Origin of the sequence: Streptomyces sp. NPDC085937 (assembly GCF_044540535.1) — a bacterium.
Lineage (GTDB): Bacteria > Actinomycetota > Actinomycetes > Streptomycetales > Streptomycetaceae > Streptomyces.
The window spans coordinates 770781-788195 of record NZ_JBITSH010000001.1; the positions used below are offsets into that span (position 1 = coordinate 770781).

Sequence of the window (17415 nt, forward strand, 5' to 3'; positions counted from 1 at the left end):
CCGGCGCCCAGGCCCGGCGCCCAGGCCCGGCCCACCGGGGGCTTCCGGCGCGGTCGGCGGGTCGGTGGGCCGGTCGTGCGGTCGTGCGGCCGGGCTTCCGGTGGACCGTGGGGCGGTCGGGGCGGGGTGGATCAAACGGGGGCGCGGGCGGGCGGGCAACATGCTGATCAGCGGGTGCGTTGCCAGCGTTCACTGGCATTGTGTGAGGCCTGCGGGAATCTGTTACCGACGGGTACACAAAGTGTGCGCCCGGGCATACCCTGCGCCTCATGACGGACGCGCAGACCCGGGCAACGACCGGCACCAATCCCCTGGCCCCCGCCCCCCAGGGCGCACGCACCGCTGCCGACGTGGTCACGCCGGAGCTGATCGCCCAGCTGACCAAGGGCGTGGTGGGCTCAGGCCGCACCGCCAACCACACGCCCTTCACCGGCGAGAAGCTCGCCGACCTCCCCGAGTCGACGCCCGAGGACGTGGCGAAGGCGTACGAGGCGGCCCGCGCCGCCCAGGCCGTGTGGGCGAAGGTCCCCGTCCGGGACCGCGCCGCCGTGCTGCTGCGCTTCCACGACCTGGTGCTCGGCCGCCAGGCCGAGGTGCTGGACCTGATCCAGCTGGAGACCGGCAAGGCCCGCCTGCACGCCCACGAGGAGGTCCAGGCGGTCGCCGTCGCCGCCCGCCACTACGGCCGCCGGGCCGCCGCCTACCTGCGGCCCAAGCGGCACGCGGGCGCCATGCCGGTGCTGACGAAGGTCACCGAGCTGCGCCACCCGCGCGGCGTGATCGGCCAGATCGCGCCCTGGAACTACCCCCTCGAACTCTCCGTCGGCGACGCGCTCCCGGCGCTCGTGGCGGGCAACGCCGTGGTGATGAAGCCCGACACGGAGACCTGCCTGACCGCGCTGTGGGCCCGTGACCTGCTGATCGAGGCGGGCCTGCCCGCCGACGTGTTCCAGGTGGTCCTCGGCGAGGGCCCGGTCGTCGGCCCCGAGGTCGTCCGGCACGCCGACTACGTCTCCTTCACCGGCTCGACCCGCACCGGCCGCGAGGTCGCCCAGGGCGCCGCCGCCCGCCTGGTCGGCGTCTCCCTCGAACTCGGCGGCAAGAACGCCATGCTGGTGCTGGAGGACGCCGACCTCGACAAGGCCGCCGCAGGTGCCGTCCGGGCCTGCTTCTCCTCCGCCGGCCAGCTCTGCATCTCCATCGAGCGGCTCTACGTCCACGAGGCCGTCGCAGACGCCTTCCTGGAGCGCTTCGCCGCCCGCACCAAGGCGTTGCGCCTCGGCACTTCCCTCGCCTACGGCGCCGACATGGGCTCCCTGGTCGGGCAGCGCCAGCTGGACGCGGTGACCCGGCACGTCGAGGACGCCGTCGCCAAGGGCGCCCAGGTGCTCGCCGGTGGCACCGCGCGCCCGGACATCGGCCCCTACTTCTACGAGCCGACCATCCTCGACGGCGTCGAGAGCCCGATGAGCGTGTGCACGGAGGAGACCTTCGGCCCGGTCGTCTCGGTCTACCGCTTCTCCTCCGAGGACGAGGCGGTAGAGCGCGCCAACGGCACGCCGTACGGGCTGAACTCCTCGGTGTGGACGAAGGATGCCCGGCGGGGCCGCGCGGTCGCCGCCCGTCTGCGCACCGGCACGGTGAACGTCAACGAGGGCTACGCGCCCGCGTACGGCAGCGTCCAGTCCCCGATGGGCGGCATGAAGGACTCCGGCCTCGGCCGCCGGCACGGCTCCGAGGGGATCCTCAAGTACACCGAGGCACAGACCGTCGCCCAGCAGCGGGTGCTGCCGATGGCGCCGTCGCTCGGCATGGACGACGAGAAGTACGCGGCCTTCATGAGCCGCAGCCTGCGCCTGATGAAGGCGTTCCGGTTCCGCTAGCCGCTAGCCGCTAGCCGCTAGCCGCTAGCCGCTAGCCGCTAGGCCCTCCGGCCCTTCCGCCGAGTCACCCCGCCAGGTCCGCCCCCCGGCACCCCGCTTCCGTAAGAGCTTTCGACGAGGAGAGCACGTGTCACAGGAGAACCACGCCCCCGCCCCGGACGACGACGCCGGATACGACTACGACGTCCTCGTCGTCGGCTCGGGCTTCGGCGGCTCCGTCTCGGCGCTCCGGCTGACCGAGAAGGGCTACCGCGTCGGCGTGCTGGAGGCCGGCCGTCGCTGGACCCGGGAGTCCCTGCCGAAGAACTCCTGGGACCTGAAGAACTACCTCTGGGCCCCCAAGCTCGGCATGTACGGCATCCAGCGCATCCACCTGCTGGGCAACGTGATGGTGCTGGCGGGCGCGGGTGTCGGCGGCGGTTCGCTGAACTACGCCAACACCCTCTACGTCCCGCCGAAGCCGTTCTTCGAGGACCCCCAGTGGGGCGGCATCACCGACTGGCAGGACGAGCTGGCGCCGTACTACGACCAGGCGCGGCGCATGCTCGGGGTGCGGCTCAACCCGACGATGACCCCCTCGGACGTGCACCTGAAGGCGGCGGCCGAGCGGATGGGCGTGGGCGACACCTTCCACATGGCACCCGTCGGGGTGTTCTTCGGCGACGGCGAGGACGCCGACGGGACGGTGAAGGCGAAGCCGGGACAGGAGGTGCCCGACCCCTACTTCGGCGGCGCGGGACCCTCACGGCGGGCCTGTGCCGAGTGCGGCGAGTGCATGACCGGCTGCCGGCACGGCGCGAAGAACACCCTGAACGAGAACTACCTGTACCTCGCCGAGAAGGCGGGCGCGGTCGTGCACCCGATGACGACGGTGGTGTCGGTGACGGAGGACTCGCGCGGCGGGTTCGCCGTCGCCACCCTCCCGACCCACGACCGCCGCAAGGGCAGGGGCCGTACCTTCACCGCCCGCCGGATCGTGCTGGCGGCCGGCACCTACGGCACCCAGACGCTGCTGCACCGGATGCGGACGGGCGGCCAGCTCCCGCACCTCTCGGAGCGGCTGGGCGAGATGACCCGCACCAACTCCGAGGCCCTGGTGGGCGCGCAGACCGACGACCGCCGCTACCGCAAGGCCACCGGCGAGCCGAAGGCCGACTTCACCCGCGGCGTGGCCATCACGTCCTCGATCCACCCCGACGAGAACACCCACATAGAGCCGGTCCGTTACGGCAAGGGCTCCAACTCCATGGGCTCGCTGTCCATCCTCCAGGTGCCCTACGCCGACAACGCCTCGGGCGCGGTCCGGGTGCTGGGCTGGCTGGGCAACGCGGCCCGGCACCCCTGGCTGATGCTGCGGTCGCTGTCCAACCGGCGCTGGTCGGAGCGGACCATCATCGGCCTGGTGATGCAGTCGCTGGACAACTCGCTGACGACGTACCTCAAGCCGTCCGGGGTCGGCCGCGGGCTGCTCACCGCACGCCAGGGCCACGGCGCGCCGAACCCCAAGCAGATCAAGGCGGCGTCCGACGGAGCGTCGACGCTGGCCGCCGAGATCAACGGATTCGCCGGTTCCAACGTCGGTGAGCTGACGGGCATGCCGCTGACCGCCCACTTCCTCGGCGGCTGCGCGATAGGCGACTCCCGCGAGACCGGCGTGATCGACCCGTACCACCGGCTGTACGGCCACCCGGGCATCTCGGTGGTGGACGGGTCGGCCGTCTCCGCGAACCTCGGCGTCAACCCCTCGTTGACGATCACGGCGCAGGCGGAGCGGGCGATGTCGTTCTGGCCCAACAAGGGCGAGGCCGACCCGCGTCCGGCACAGGGGGAGGAGTACCGGCGGCTGACGGCGGTCGAGCCGAAGGCCCCGGCCGTCCCGGCGGACGCGTTCGGCGCGCTGAAGCTGCCGTTCCTGGGGATGCCGGCGGTGCCGCCGAAGAAGTAGCGCGGTGCCGGCCGTGGGAACGGCCGGCACGCGTCGAAGAGGAAAGGACCTGTGCCCCCCTCCGAGCTCAGGTCCTTTCCTCTTGTCCTGGGTGCTGCCGCGCGAGGCGCGGGCGAGCGGTGTTACGCCTCGGCACCGGCCCTGCGCCGGCGGACCACGACCAGCGCACCGGCACCGGCCACGACGGCGGCGCCGCCGACCAGGCCGATCACCGGCAGGGCGGAGTTCGAGCCGGTCTCGGCGAGGCTGCCGGTGACTCTCACCTCGCTGACCTTGTCGAGCTCCTTGACGCCGCCGGTCTGCGGCTTGGCGTCGTCCGGCTCACCGGCGTCGGAGCCGGCGGCCAGGATGTCGAAGAAGTAGAGCCAGCCGTTCGGGTCGTCGGCGACCCAGCAGCCCTCGGTGTCCGCGTACTCGGCGAAACCGCCGGTGAGGCCGAGCGCGTCCGGCACCTGGCCGCTCACGGAGAGCCGCAGCTGGTACGAGACGGACTGGCCCGCGCCGAGCGAGAACGCGGCGAACGTGGCGCCCTCGCCCGCGGCCTCCGCGAGCGTGTTCCACTTGCCGGTGCCCTTGTCGTACGCCTGGACCGTGATCTTGCCGGAGTAGTCCCGGGCGTCCTCCCAGCCGATGGCGGCCACGCCGATCAGCGGCTTGATGTTCTTGATCTCCTCGTCGCCCCGGTTGGAGACGTCGAAGGAGAACGTGGTCCAGCCGCTGCCCGCGACGACCGTCTCCGGCAGGCCCGACAGACCGCTGCGGAGGTCCGCGCTGAGCCCGGCGGTGCTCTCGCCGTCCTCGTCGACGCAGAGCTCGGGGTCCTCCTCGACCGGGGTGCTCGCGCTCGGGCTCGGCGTGGGGGTGCCGGCCGACGGCGAGGCGGTGGTGGAGACGGTCGCGGACGGGGTGGCCGGCGCGGACGAGGTCGCGTCGGTGCCGGAGCCCGGCTGCGTCTCCTCGGTCTCCGGCGTGCCGGCCGGCTCGGACTCCGTCGTGGACGGCGAGGCCGAGGGGGAGGTCTCGGTGGTGCCGTCCTCCGTGGACCGGCTCGCGGAGGTGGCGGGCGCGGGGTCGGTCGCGTGGGCGGCCGGGGCAGTGAGCAGCGCGGCGGGGACTATCGCTGCCGTCGCGGCCGCTGCGGCCAGGGCGCGGCGAAGCTTCATGAAGACCTCGGTGAGTCCGGTGTGCCGCGCGGTCGCGGCACGGGCGGAGCGCCTCCGTGTGGGGCGCACAGGTGTGATCCCTGAGATGTCGGTGAGTTCGATCACCGAGCCCCGCGGATGGTTGTCCTGACCCTCACGAAATCTTTACGTGATGTAGGTCACATGAAGAGTGCCCGGAGCGAGGCCCGCGGCCGGACGGACGCCGGCACATGCGTCGGCCGGCTCCGGGCGTCCCCGGAGCCGGCCGTTTTCTCGCGTGACCGGGATGGCTGTCCCCTGCCGCCCGGTCACCTTCTCCGGAGCGAGGTCCCACGACGTGCGGCATGACCCGTACGTCTCATCGCTCCGGCGAGCCACGCGTGGTGCTGCTCAGGCCCGCCCCTGGCTGGCGCGGACACCGGTACCAACGACCCGTCCGGGCCGCCGGTCACGCGCCGGACGGGTGAGAGGCGATGCGTACGTCAGTACCGGGAACGCGTCTTCAGTACCGAGGGCGCGTCTTCAGTACCGGGCCCACGCCTTCAGTACCGGGAACGCGCCGTCAGTGCAGGGGGAGCGGATGCGGCTCGCGGCGTCCGATCGCGGATGCGGGCCGAGGACCCGGCTCGCGGCGTCAGATCTTGCCCCGGCACAGCTCCAGCAGGGTCATGGCGAGCGCGGTGCCCGGCTTGCCGAGGGCGTTCCGGTAGGTGGCGAGGATCTCCATCTCACGGGAGAGGTTCACCCGGCGGCCGCCGGACGCGATCCGTTCCTTCTGGATCACGGCCGACACGGCCATCCGTTCCTGCACCAGGCCGATGATCCGGTCGTCGAGCGCGTCGATCCGCTCGCGGGCGTCGCTGATCAGTTCGGCGGCCTCGGCGGTGCGGGCGCCGGTCTTCTCGGTGGGCTCGGTGGTGGTGGCGGTCATCTCGGGCTCCTCGCTGGGTGGTGGTGCGGAGCCTCCGGGGCGACACGGTCCGGGAGAACGACAGGCGCCCCGGACCTTGTCGGCCCGGGGCGCCTGGGAAGTCGCTTGTCAGTTGCTCAAGCAGCACGACCATGGCAGCCGGCGGGCCGGGTGCCATAGGTAAAGAGGAAGGTCGGGTGCGTGAGCATGCGGCCAGTATGCCCGGCAGGGCGGGTCCGTCCAAAGCCCGGCCGGATGCTGAGACGGGGGTCCGCGGAGCCGGGCGGTTCCCGGTCCGGGACCGACCCCGCCGCCACCTCGGTAGAATCGGGAGGCACAAGACCCCCTCCCCACCGCCGGAAGGCACCTCGTGTCATCAGCGACTCCCGCTGCCAACGCGCCCGACACCGTCCTGGTCGTCGACTTCGGCGCGCAGTACGCCCAGCTCATCGCCCGTCGCGTCCGCGAGGCGCGGGTCTACAGCGAGATCGTGCCGAGCACCATGCCGGTCGCGGACATCCTCGCCAAGAACCCTGCGGCGATCATCCTCTCCGGCGGCCCCTCGTCCGTGTACGAGGAGGGCGCCCCCCGCCTCGACCGCGAGCTGTTCGAGGCCGGCGTTCCCGTCTTCGGCATGTGCTACGGCTTCCAGCTCATGGCGCAGACCCTGGGCGGCCAGGTGGACAACACCGGCGCCCGTGAGTACGGCCGCACCGACCTGCGCGTCGCCAGGAACTCCTCCACCCTCTTCGAGGGCACCCCCGAGGAGCAGGCGGTCTGGATGTCGCACGGTGACGCCTGCTCCGCCGCCCCGGAGGGCTTCACCGTCACCGCGTCCACCGACGTCGTGCCGGTCGCCGCCTTCGAGAACGACGAGAAGAAGCTCTACGGCGTCCAGTACCACCCCGAGGTGATGCACTCCACGCACGGGCAGCAGGTGCTGGAGCACTTCCTGTACCGGGGCGCGGGCATCGAGCCGAACTGGACCACCGGCAACGTCATCGACGAGCAGGTGGCCGCCATCCGCGAGCTGGTCGGCGACAAGCGCGCCATCTGCGGCCTGTCCGGCGGTGTGGACTCCGCCGTCGCCGCCGCCCTGGTGCAGAAGGCCATCGGCTCGCAGCTGACCTGCGTCTACGTCGACCACGGCCTGATGCGCAAGGGCGAGACCGAGCAGGTCGAGAAGGACTTCGTCGCCGCGACCGGCGTCCAGCTGAAGGTCGTCGACGCCGAGGAGCGCTTCCTCACTGCCCTGAAGGGCGTCTCCGACCCGGAGGAGAAGCGGAAGATCATCGGCCGGGAGTTCATCCGGGTCTTCGAGCAGGCCCAGGCCGAGATCATCGCCGACGAGGGCCCCGCGGTGGAGTTCCTGGTGCAGGGCACCCTCTACCCGGACGTCGTCGAGTCCGGCGGCGGCACCGGCACCGCCAACATCAAGTCCCACCACAACGTGGGAGGCCTGCCCGAGGACCTCGAGTTCAAGCTGATCGAGCCGCTGCGCCAGCTGTTCAAGGACGAGGTCCGGATGGTCGGCCAGGAGCTCGGCCTGCCCGAGGAGATCGTCCACCGCCAGCCCTTCCCGGGCCCCGGCCTGGGCATCCGCATCGTCGGCGAGGTGACCAAGGAGCGGCTCGACCTGCTCCGTGACGCCGACGCCATCGCCCGCGAGGAGCTCACCGCGGCCGGCCTGGACCGGGACATCTGGCAGTGCCCCGTGGTGCTGCTCGCGGACGTCCGCAGCGTCGGCGTCCAGGGCGACGGCCGCACCTACGGTCACCCGATCGTGCTGCGCCCGGTCTCCAGCGAGGACGCCATGACCGCCGACTGGTCGCGGCTGCCGTACGACGTCCTCGGGAAGATCTCCACCCGGATCACCAACGAGGTGCGGGACGTCAACCGGGTCGTCCTGGACGTCACGTCCAAGCCGCCGGGCACCATCGAGTGGGAGTAGTCCCCGCGGTCACGTCCGTTTGAGGGTGCGCACCGGCTCTCCGGGCTTCCAGACCTGGACGACGAGAAACTTCTCGTCCTCCACGGAGGTCCGTACGACCTCCGTGATCTCGGTGCGGAAGAGGTGGAACGGCTCCGGCGGTTCCACCTCTTCGGCGTACCTGGACCGGGTCCCGGTGTCCTCCTCCGGGACCTCGACCGCCCGGCCGGCGATCCGCACGTCACCCCCGCCCATGGCCGTGCCCTCGCCCGGATTGGCCTGGAGCGCGAAACGGGGGTCGCGCCGCAGGTCCAGCGCCTTCAGGGAGTCCGGCATCATGCCGAACCACAGCTCCCCGTCCACGAAACGGACCTCCAGGCCCGTCGTGCGCGGCGAGCCGTCCCTGCGGAGGGTGGCGAGGACGTGGTGGGTGTGGGCGGCGAAACGCTCCTCGACGGTTCTCGCCAGCCCGGGTTCGGCCGCGGCGAAGGACCGCCAGCTCACACCGGCGCCCGACGTCGTGGGCGTGCCGTGCGTGTTCGTGCCGTGCGTGTCCGTACTGCCCCTGTCCGTACTGCCCCTGTCCGTACTGCCTGTGTCCGTACTGCCCGTGTTCGTGCTCATGGGACGAGTGTGGCGCGGATACCCGACATCTTCTGTCGGTTATCCGCGGGTACCCGGTGTTACGGAACAGAGCTGTCGTACGGCGCGGCCCACGGGTAACTTCCGCCCCGTACGCGAACCCCCTGCGGGAGGACTCATGCACGGGCCCACTCCGCCCCTGCCGCTGCCCACCGACAAGCTGCAGTTCGCCATGCCGCCCATGCACGAGTCCGTCGAGGACGAGCGGAAGCACCGCAAGGAGCGGCTGGCGGGTGCGCTGCGGCTGTTCGGACGGCTCGGCTACGAGGACGGTGTCTCCGGGCACATCACCGCGCGCGACCCCGAGTTCAGCGACTGCTTCTGGGTCAACCCGTTCGGCATGCCGTTCCGGCACGTCACGGTGAGCGACCTGGTGCTCGCCAACCAGGACGGCCAGGTCGTCCAGGGCGGGCACCACGTCAACCAGGCCGCCTTCGCCGTGCACGCCCAGGTGCACGCGGCCCGGCCCGACGTCGTCGCCGTCGCGCACTGCCACTCGGTGCACGGCCGCGCCCTCGCCGCCCTCGGCGAGCTGCTCGACCCGATCACCCAGGAGAGCTGCGCCTTCTACGAGGACCACGCCCTCTACGACGCCTACACCTCGGTCACCGTCGACCCCGAGGAGGGGCGGCGCATCGCCGCCGCGCTCGGCTCCCGCAAGGCGCTGGTGCTGCGCAACCACGGGCTGCTCACCGTGGGCGACTCGGTGGACGCGGCCGCCTGGTGGTTCGTCACCATGGAACGCTCCTGCCAGGTGCAGCTCACCGCGCGGGCGGCGGGTCGGCCCGTGCTGATCGACCACCGCCAGGCGGTGGCCACCCGGGAGCAGCTGGGCGGGGACCTGGTGGCGTGGATCAACTACCAGCCCATGTGGCGGGACATCACCCGCAGCGAGCCCGATCTACTGGACTGAGCGGGCGCGGGGTCCGCCGGCCGGACTGGGCGCGCGGTGTCCGCCGGCCGGACTGGGCGTGTGGTGCCCGCCGCCGGACTGGGCGCGCGGTGCTCGCCGCCGGTCGCGGTGCGTCAACACGGCGTCCGCGGGTTCACCCGTGGCGACCGGGGCCGGGGGACGGACGGGCCGTGTCGTAGGGCACAATTCGCTCTCGTCACGGGGGAGTTGTCCGGTGGCCGCCGACGCGGTCACCGACGCCGGTCGTGGTGGTGTGTCGAGATGTCGGGTGTGGGGAAGGCGGCTGCGGGCGTGGCGGTGCAGGAGGCGAGACAGGGCGGCGCGGACGCGGCCGCCCACGAGGGCGGCTGCACCTGCGGGGACTGTCCGCACGGGGCACGTGAGGGGCATCGGCGCGCGGTCGCCGCGTTCCTGCTGAAGCGGGACGAGTACGCCACCGGGCAGGGCCTTCCGGCCGCGGTGGCCCACTCCGCGTCCGCCTCCCGGCAGTGGGTCTCCGAGGAACTCGCCCAGGCCGCCGAGGCCGTCGCCGAACGCGGCCGGGCCGAGGGCGCGGCCTGGCTGTCCCGGCTGTGGCGGCGGACCGCCGTGGTGGTCTGGGCCGGCGTCGTCCTGCTGCTGCTCGGGCAGGCGCTCACGGCGATCGGCGCCGGGTGGACCGGCGCGCGCACGGCCGGGCTGCTGGCCGCGGTGCTGGTCGCGGGGGCGCTCACCGCTGCGTCCTGGTTCCACCGGGCGCGCGGTGGTGTGCTGGCCCCGCTCGTCGGGGAGGACAACCGCCTCTCCACGTCCCGCGCGGTCGCCGGCTCCTGGGTGCTCTTCCTCGCCTTCGCGGTGCTCGTGCTGGTGGGGGAGCTCGCCGCGGCCTCCGGGCCCCGGGAGCGGGACGCGCTGATCGACGGGCTCGACCTCGCCCGCGGCGCCGGTGTGGTCACCGTGCTGGCGGTGGTGAGCGGGATCGCGGTGCTGGTGCGCCGGGTGGTCGGGCTGCGGGTGCAGGGACAGCGGCTGCAGAAGGTGCGCGCCCACCGGCCCAGGGCGGCGGACCTGCTCACCGACGACTCCGGGCGGGGCTCCTTCGCCGACATCCAGTACGTCGTGATCAATGCCGTCGCCCTGGCGTTCGCGGCGGTGCGGCTGGCGCGCCGGCCGGACCAGCTGCCGGACCTGCCCTGGGGACTGGCCGTGGTGGTGCTGGTGTCGGCGGGCACCTACCTCGCGGGCAAGTACGCCGAGGGCGGGCGTCCGGTGATCCTGTCGGTGGTGCGGGCCCGGGAGGCCGGTGACCTGGACGGGCCGATCCGGACCGGCGACGACATCGAGATCCGGGGCACCGGCTTCGTGCCGGCCGGGGCGCAGGGCGCGGACCGGCTGGCACGCATGGTGGTACGGGTCGGCGCGGTGAACGTCCATGTGCCGCTGGTGCCGGTGGTGGGCGGCTTCGACAACCCCGCCGACGACCTCCTGACGGTGCCCGTGCCCGCGGAGGTGGAGCCCGGCCGGGTCGAGGTGCAGGTCGTCACGGCGGCCGGCGTGGAGACCAACCGGTACGCCATCGACGTCACCGAGTAGCGGCGGCAGCGGAGCGGCTGGAGCGGATGCAGGGGCCGGACCGGGGCGGTCGGAGGGGCCGGACCAGGGGGGGGCGGAGGGGCCGGGACGGGCGGGCGGGCGCCGGGGGCGAGCCGGTTCCTGAGAAAACACTGTCGGCCAGGTTCAACCGGCGCCGGGTGCCGTACGTTCGGTCTGTCCAGGTGGGCCCGGCAGTGAGAGGCAGCGGACGAGATGACGCACGGCATGCGCGCAGACACGTACTCCCCCCGTCCCGACGGCGACGGCGACCTGCGGGACCGCGCCGCCCGCTACGCCCTGCTGCCCCTGCGGATCTTCCTCGGCGTCACCTTCCTCTACGCCGGTCTCGACAAGCTCACCGACAGCGCCTTCCTGAAGGACTCGGGGGCCGGGTCGATCGGGGACATGATGCGGGCCGTCCGGGACTCCTCCGCCATCCCCGGGCTGGTCGACATGGCGCTGGAGAGCCCCGTCGGCTTCGGGTACGCCATCGCCCTCGGCGAGCTGGCCGTCGGGATCGGCGCCCTGCTCGGCTTGCTCACCCGGATCGCCGCCCTCGGCGGCGCGCTGATCTCGCTCAGCCTGTGGCTGACCGTGAGCTGGGCCGCCGACCCCTACTACTACGGCAACGACCTGCCCTACCTCATGGGCTGGATCCCGCTGATCCTGGCGGGGGCGCCGCTGCTTTCCGTGGACGCCGTCCTGCGCGCCCGACGGCGACGCGGCGTCGCATAACCTCCTGTCGGCTTCGGCTTCGGCTTCGGCTTCGGCTTCGGCTTCGGCTTCGGCTGTCAGTTGTCGGCTGCCGGGGCCGGCTTTTCGGGGATCCGGCGGGCGCGGCGGCGGCGCACCTGTCCGGTCACCAGGCCCACCGCACCGGCCAGGCACAGGCCGCCCACGACGACCGGGATCACCACGAACCAAGGGGTGTCCCAGACGCCGCCCGCGTCGCCGCCGTAGACCACGGCGGCGGCGACGAGTGCGGTGCCGGCGACCAGCCTGCCGGGCTGGAACTCATGACGCAGCACGGGTCACCTCCGCCTGTCCCGCGCCGACCCTGAGATCGAGGCGGAGCGTGCCGGCCTTCGCGGCGCCGGCGGGCGGCTCCAGAGTCACCCGCTGATGCTTGCCCGGTGCCACGTCCACGTCCTTCCGTCCGTCGCCCGGCAACTGGATGTCGCCCACTCCCACCTCGACGTTCAGCCGGACGGTCACGTCCTGGGGGACGATCACACGGATCCGGCCCAGTCCCACCTCGACCTGGGTGGAGACGGTGTCGCCCGCCGGGACACGGACCGCCGACAGGTCCAGCTCGCCCTCACCCGCGCCCAGGTCGTACAGCGGGCGTATCTGGGCGACCGAGGCGGGCTGCCAGCCGGTGCGGGTCCAGTCGGTGCCGATGTCCTCGGGCACGGCGGTGGAACCCGCGAGCAGACCCGCCGTGAGGAGCGCGAGGACGATCGATCCGGCTCCCGTGCGGCCGAGGAAGGCGCTGACGGCCACGCCGAGGCCGGTGACACCGAGGGCGGCGGCCAGGCCGGTCTGCAGGCTGGTGCCGAGGGGCTGTGTGTCCCAGGTGAGGCCGATGCCCAGGCCGGCCGCGAGCAGGGCGAACAGGAACACCCAGCCGCCGATCCCGCGCGGCCCGCGCTGCTTCGGCGGGCGTGCCTGCGGCGGACGCACGCCGTCCCGGACGCCCGCACGGGTGCCGGAGCGGACGCCGACGCCCACGGCGGTGGCGATGTCCAGGTCGCGGGAGTCCTCGGGGCCCCACAGATAGCCCGTCCCCCCGACGTAGGTGCCGTCCTTCACGATGGGCTCGCGCCACCACGACGGGTAGGCGGCCGGGACCGGCGGGGCCTGGGGCTCCGGCGGGGCGTCGGCGGCGGCCTGTGCGGCTATGGGGTCCGGGCGCTCGGTGCCGCGCCGACGCGACCAGTAGGCGGCGCCGCCGAGCAGCAGGGACAGTATGACGGCGAAGCTCAGCACCCCGTCGTTGCTCAGCATGGAGAGGAAGACGCCGCAGCCGACCAGCGCGAACAGCACGGCCGCCAGGGTGTGGCCGTCGACCCGGCCGGTGAGCAGCCGGCGGACCTGGTTCTCCTCCTCGTCGTCGTACGGGACGAACAGCCAGGCGAAGCCGTAGAAGATCAGGCCGATGCCGCCGGTGGCCGACAGCACCGCCAGCGTGATCCGGAAGATCACCGGGTCCATGTCGTACTGCCGGCCGAGCCCGGAGCAGACCCCGCCGAACATCTGGTGCCGCCGGTCGCGCCGGAAGTGCCGCTCCGGGCCCGACGGCTCCGCGCCGCCCGGGGCACCGGCCGCCGCGGCGGCCGTCCCCTCCTTCCCCGCGCCCGCGCGTCCGCCCGCACGCGGAGCGTCCGCCGCGGTCGCGCCGGACCGGGGCCCGGGGCGCGGGTCCGGTCCCGCTCCCGGACCCGCCGCGGCATGCTGGTGATCCGTCATGGGTCCATGGTGACGGGCGAGCCGCCCCGGCGGCAGTGGGAACGACCCTGGCCGGACCCTGATATCCGTCCCTGAGCGGCCGCCCGGGGGAGCGTGCGACCGTCCCCGAGAGCGGGATCAGGGGAGTTCCAGGGTCCGACCCTGATGCCCTCACTCCCACGGCATGTGACCATCGTTGCCATGTCGGAAGCCGCAGCAGCGCCCCTCGCCGAGCCGCGGCCGCCGCGCAAGCTCTACCGCAGCAGTGACGGACGCTGGCTCGGTGGAGTGGCACGGGGGCTCGCCGGACACCTCGGCCTGCCCGTGATCTGGGTGCGCCTCGCGTTCGTCGCCCTGTTCATGGCCGACGGTCTCGGGGCCCTGCTGTACGCCGCGTTCTGGTTCTTCGTCCCGCTCGGCGTCGGCGGCGTCGACGCGCAGAAGCCGCCCTCGCCGACAGGCACCGAGACCTCCCCGGACGGCCGGCGCAGACTCGTCACGCGGAAACCGGACAAGGGACAGATCGTCGCCCTGCTCCTCATGGTCGTGGTGGCCATGATCTTCGTGGGCAGCGTCGACCTGACCAACGGCGCCCGGGCCTACCTCTGGCCGACCGTCCTGGTCGGCGCGGGCGTGGCCCTGGTGTGGCGGCAGGCGGACAACGCGCGCCGGGCCCGCTGGATGGAGGTCGGCCGCCGCCGGCGCACGATGACGCTGCTGCGGGCCGTCGCCGGTGTGCTGCTGGTGACGGCGGGCGCGTCCGGGATCTTCGTCCTGCGGGGCTCCGGCAGCCACCTCGGCGCGGTGCTGCAGGCCGCGCTCGCGGTACTCGTCGGCATCACCCTGCTCGCCGGCCCCTACCTGGTGCGCATGACGCAGGACCTCTCCGAGGAGCGTCTGATGCGCATCCGGGCGCAGGAGCGGGCCGAGGTCGCCGCCCACGTCCACGACTCGGTGCTGCACACCCTCACGCTGATCCAGCGCAACGCGGACAGCCCGGGCGAGGTGCGCCGCCTGGCCCGCGCCCAGGAGCGCGACCTGCGCGCCTGGCTCTACAAGCCCGAGGGCAACGGCAAGGACGAGGACGAGGAGCCCACCACCCTCGCCGAGGCGGTGAAGCGCAACGCCGCCGAGGTCGAGGACAAGCACGGCGTCCCGCTGGAGGTCGTCGTCGTGGGCGACTGTCCCCTGGACGAGAGGATCGGCGCACAGATGCAGGCCGCGAGGGAAGCAATGGTCAATGCCGCCAAGTACGGTGGCGAGGGAGGCGCGGTCCAGGTGTACGCGGAGGTCGAGGGGAGGACGGTGTTCGTGTCCGTCCGTGACCGCGGTCCCGGGTTCGACCTCGACTCGATACCCGCCGACCGCATGGGCGTCAGAGAATCGATCATCGGCCGCATGGAGCGCAACGGCGGTACGGCGCGGCTGCGCGCGGTGCCGGACGGCGGCACGGAGGTCGAGCTGGAGATGGAGAGGGCGGAGAAGACGTCATGAGCGAGCCGACCGAAGCGAACGGGACTGCGGAAGCCGCACCGGGGGCCGGGTCCGCGGAGCCGGCCGGCGGCACCGGAGGGCGCCACGTGCGGGTGGTCCTCGTCGACGACCACCGCATGTTCCGTACGGGGGTCCAGGCGGAGATCGGGCAGACCGCACAGACGGGCGTCGAAGTGGTCGGCGAGGCCGCCGACGTCGACCAGGCGGTCACGGTCATCACCGCGACCCGCCCCGAGGTGGTCCTGCTCGACGTGCATCTGCCCGGCGGCGGCGGCGTCGAAGTGCTGCGCCGCTGCGCGCCGTTGATGGGCGACACCGAGCAGCCCGTGCGTTTCCTCGCGCTGTCCGTGTCGGACGCGGCGGAGGACGTCATCGGGGTCATCCGAGGCGGCGCCCGCGGCTACGTCACCAAGACGATCACCGGCACCGACCTGATCGACTCGATCTTCCGGGTGCAGGAGGGCGACGCGGTCTTCTCGCCGCGGCTGGCCGGTTTCGTGCTGGACGCCTTCGCCTCGACCGACGCCCCGCCGGTCGACGAGGACCTCGACCGCCTCACCCAGCGGGAGCGGGAGGTGCTGCGGCTGATCGCCCGCGGCTACGCGTACAAGGAGATCGCCAAGCAGCTGTTCATCTCGGTGAAGACGGTGGAGTCCCATGTCTCCGCGGTGCTGCGCAAGCTCCAGCTGTCCAACCGCCACGAGCTGACCCGCTGGGCGACGGCACGCCGGCTGGTGTGAGCCGGCGCCACCTCTCTCGGTGCGGAGGCCGGGCCCGTCACACCACCCGCGTCGCCCCGGCGAAGGGCATCTGGTCGACGGGGGCGACCCGGACCGGGGCCGACGGGTTGGGGGCGTGGACCATCTGCCCGTTGCCGACGTAGAGGCCGACGTGGCTGATGCCGGAGTAGAAGAACACCAGGTCGCCGGGGAGCAGTTCGGAGCGGGAGACCCGGCGGCCCGCGTTGATCTGCGCGTAGGTCGTGCGCGGCAGGGAGACGCCCGCGGAGCGGTACGCGGCCAGGACCAGCCCCGAGCAGTCGAAGGCGTCCGGGCCGGTCGCGCCCCAGACATAGGGGCTGCCCAGCTTCTGGTAGGCGTAGGCGACGGCCTGCGCGGCGCGGGCGTTCGGGGCCTGCGCCGGGGCGGCGTCCTCGCGGGCGCCCGCCGAGCGCGTGGCGCGGTCGGTGCCGCCGGTGAGCTCCGCGCGCTGCTCCGGTGACATCCGGGACAGCAGCCGCCGGGCGGACGACAGCTTCTCGGTGACGGTCTTCCTGTGCCGCTCCAGTTCGGCCCGGCGGGAGGTGAGCGTCTTCACCTCGACGCGGGCGGCACCGCGCAGCTTCTCGACCTCCCGCAGCTGGGCGCGCACCCGGCGCAGTTCGGCGTGCCGGCGGCTGCCCGCGCGCTCGGCGAGGGCCGCGCCGTCGAGGTAGGCGTCCGGGTCGTCGGACAGGACCAGTTGCAGGGCGGGGTCCAGGCCGCCGGCGCGGTACTGGGCCGCCGCGACCGTCCCGAGGGACTCCCGTGCGGCGTTGAGGCGGGCCTGCGCCCGGGCCGTCTCGTCCTGAAGGTCGCGCAGCCGCTGCCGGGCCGAGTCCGCCTTCTCCTTCGCGCCGTTGTACTTCTCGGTGGCGACCTCCGCCTCACGGTGGAGCCGGTCCACGTCGGCCCCCGCCGGCGCCGGCCGAGGCGCGGCGTGTCCCGCTCCGCCGAAGCCGGCCGCGGTGGCCGCTCCGGCGAGGACGACGGTGACGGCCGCACGGGCCGTGGTGCCGCCCACCGGACGCTGTCGGACCCTGCGGTGCGCTGCCACCCTCGCTGCCGTCCTTCCCATGACCGCCCGCCGCGGCCGGGCTCTCGTCCGGCGGTCCGGCGGCGGGGTGACAGGGGAGCCGTCCGCCGCCGGACCTTTCTTCGGCGGTGGTGTCCGGCCGCCGCTCCTGGTCCGAGCGGCGATGCAGAGCCGGTCACCTGGTGCAGGACGCTAGGCCGGGGCGCGCGGGATCGGATACGGGTTGTGCGGAACTGACATCCCCGGAGCGCTGGGTGACCGTAAGTGACAGCGATCTTGTTCCCGGTGCTTCGTTCTCACTCTGGGTGATGACCGATGTGGTGAAGGCGGGAAGGGCGAGGGCGGCGGAATGCTATGAGACGCCCCTGGCTAGGCTCCGGCCTCATGGACGTACTCATCCACCTCTTCGTCGGTCTGCACATCATCGGCATCGCGTCGCTGCTCGGCGGTTTCCTCACCCAGATGAAGGCGATGGGCGCGGGCACCGCCCGTTTCGTCCCGGCGATGCTGCACGGCGCGCTGACGATGCTGGTCACCGGTGTGGTGCTGGTGGGCCTCAACCAGGCCCAGGATTACTCCGTCGACAACGTCAAGATCGGCGTGAAGCTGGCCGTGCTGATCGTGATCCTCGGCCTGGTCTACGTGAAGCGGGACGAGGAGAAGGTGGACAAGGGCGTCTTCGGCCTGGTCGGCCTGCTGACCGTGGCGAACATCTTCATCGCGGTCCTCTGGACCTGAGCCC

Annotated in this window: 15 protein-coding genes; 9 read left to right on the forward strand and 6 right to left on the reverse strand. The window is 72.9% G+C overall.

The genetic code is table 11. The features are described from left to right. Positions 1-269 precede the first annotated feature (269 nt). Both ACIF8S_RS03375 and ACIF8S_RS03380 read left to right on the forward strand, forming a co-directional pair. Complete coding sequence (locus ACIF8S_RS03375) at positions 270-1883, forward strand: succinic semialdehyde dehydrogenase (protein WP_399997010.1); 1614 nt, start codon at positions 270-272, stop codon at positions 1881-1883. Positions 1884-2010: 127 nt separating this feature from the next. After that, on the forward strand, positions 2011-3828 hold the full coding sequence (locus tag ACIF8S_RS03380; RefSeq protein ID WP_399997011.1) for a GMC oxidoreductase: 1818 nt from the start codon (positions 2011-2013) through the stop codon (positions 3826-3828). A gap of 122 nt (positions 3829-3950) precedes the next feature. Here ACIF8S_RS03380 and ACIF8S_RS03385 read toward each other — a convergent pair whose 3' ends face one another. Next, the gene (locus ACIF8S_RS03385; RefSeq protein ID WP_399997013.1) at positions 3951-4991 is read right to left on the reverse strand and encodes an LPXTG cell wall anchor domain-containing protein; all 1041 of its coding nucleotides are present in this window, start codon (positions 4989-4991) and stop codon (positions 3951-3953) included. Between the two features lie 613 nt (positions 4992-5604). Then, positions 5605-5901, reverse strand: coding sequence for a chorismate mutase (locus ACIF8S_RS03390; RefSeq protein ID WP_150152173.1), 297 nt, complete (start codon positions 5899-5901; stop codon positions 5605-5607). Positions 5902-6250: 349 nt separating this feature from the next. Here ACIF8S_RS03390 and guaA point away from each other — a divergent pair, with 349 nt between their 5' ends. Further along, complete coding sequence (guaA, locus tag ACIF8S_RS03395) at positions 6251-7831, forward strand: glutamine-hydrolyzing GMP synthase (protein ID WP_215211203.1); 1581 nt, start codon at positions 6251-6253, stop codon at positions 7829-7831. A 9-nt stretch (positions 7832-7840) separates the two neighbouring features. On the opposite strand, the gene ACIF8S_RS03400 is transcribed toward guaA, so the two are convergent. Next, complete coding sequence (locus ACIF8S_RS03400) at positions 7841-8314, reverse strand: pyridoxamine 5'-phosphate oxidase family protein (RefSeq protein WP_349790890.1); 474 nt, start codon at positions 8312-8314, stop codon at positions 7841-7843. Between the two features lie 256 nt (positions 8315-8570). Here ACIF8S_RS03400 and ACIF8S_RS03405 point away from each other — a divergent pair, with 256 nt between their 5' ends. The 3 genes from ACIF8S_RS03405 (at position 8571) to ACIF8S_RS03415 (ending at position 11672) form a co-directional block, all read left to right on the forward strand. Further along, positions 8571-9365, forward strand: a complete 795-nt coding sequence (locus tag ACIF8S_RS03405) for a class II aldolase/adducin family protein (protein WP_399997014.1) — start codon at positions 8571-8573, stop codon at positions 9363-9365. A gap of 291 nt (positions 9366-9656) precedes the next feature. Continuing rightward, the gene (locus tag ACIF8S_RS03410; RefSeq protein ID WP_399997016.1) at positions 9657-10937 is read left to right on the forward strand and encodes a hypothetical protein; all 1281 of its coding nucleotides are present in this window, start codon (positions 9657-9659) and stop codon (positions 10935-10937) included. A gap of 213 nt (positions 10938-11150) precedes the next feature. Continuing rightward, complete coding sequence (locus tag ACIF8S_RS03415) at positions 11151-11672, forward strand: DoxX family protein (protein WP_399997018.1); 522 nt, start codon at positions 11151-11153, stop codon at positions 11670-11672. A gap of 56 nt (positions 11673-11728) precedes the next feature. Here ACIF8S_RS03415 and ACIF8S_RS03420 read toward each other — a convergent pair whose 3' ends face one another. Together ACIF8S_RS03420 and ACIF8S_RS03425 are read right to left on the reverse strand one after the other, a co-directional pair. Then, entirely contained in the window at positions 11729-11965 is a 237-nt protein-coding gene (locus ACIF8S_RS03420; RefSeq protein ID WP_399997019.1) for a hypothetical protein, read from the reverse strand. Continuing rightward, positions 11952-13406, reverse strand: a complete 1455-nt coding sequence (locus ACIF8S_RS03425; protein ID WP_399997020.1) for a PspC domain-containing protein — start codon at positions 13404-13406, stop codon at positions 11952-11954. The genes ACIF8S_RS03420 and ACIF8S_RS03425 overlap by 14 nt, the downstream gene beginning before the upstream one ends. Before the next feature lie 180 nt (positions 13407-13586). Between ACIF8S_RS03425 and ACIF8S_RS03430 the strand changes: the two genes are divergently transcribed. Together ACIF8S_RS03430 and ACIF8S_RS03435 are read left to right on the forward strand one after the other, a co-directional pair. Then, entirely contained in the window at positions 13587-14879 is a 1293-nt protein-coding gene (locus tag ACIF8S_RS03430; RefSeq protein WP_399997022.1) for a PspC domain-containing protein, read from the forward strand. Continuing rightward, entirely contained in the window at positions 14876-15619 is a 744-nt protein-coding gene (locus ACIF8S_RS03435; RefSeq protein ID WP_399997024.1) for a LuxR C-terminal-related transcriptional regulator, read from the forward strand. Before ACIF8S_RS03430 ends, ACIF8S_RS03435 begins: the two co-directional genes overlap by 4 nt. A gap of 37 nt (positions 15620-15656) precedes the next feature. Here the strand turns inward: ACIF8S_RS03435 and ACIF8S_RS03440 are convergent, their stop codons facing one another. After that, on the reverse strand, positions 15657-16694 hold the full coding sequence (locus ACIF8S_RS03440) for an NlpC/P60 family protein (protein WP_399997025.1): 1038 nt from the start codon (positions 16692-16694) through the stop codon (positions 15657-15659). A gap of 363 nt (positions 16695-17057) precedes the next feature. Here ACIF8S_RS03440 and ACIF8S_RS03445 point away from each other — a divergent pair, with 363 nt between their 5' ends. Further along, a complete protein-coding gene (locus ACIF8S_RS03445) occupies positions 17058-17411 on the forward strand; it encodes a hypothetical protein (protein WP_399997026.1) in 354 nt (117 codons plus the stop codon). Positions 17412-17415 lie beyond the last annotated feature (4 nt).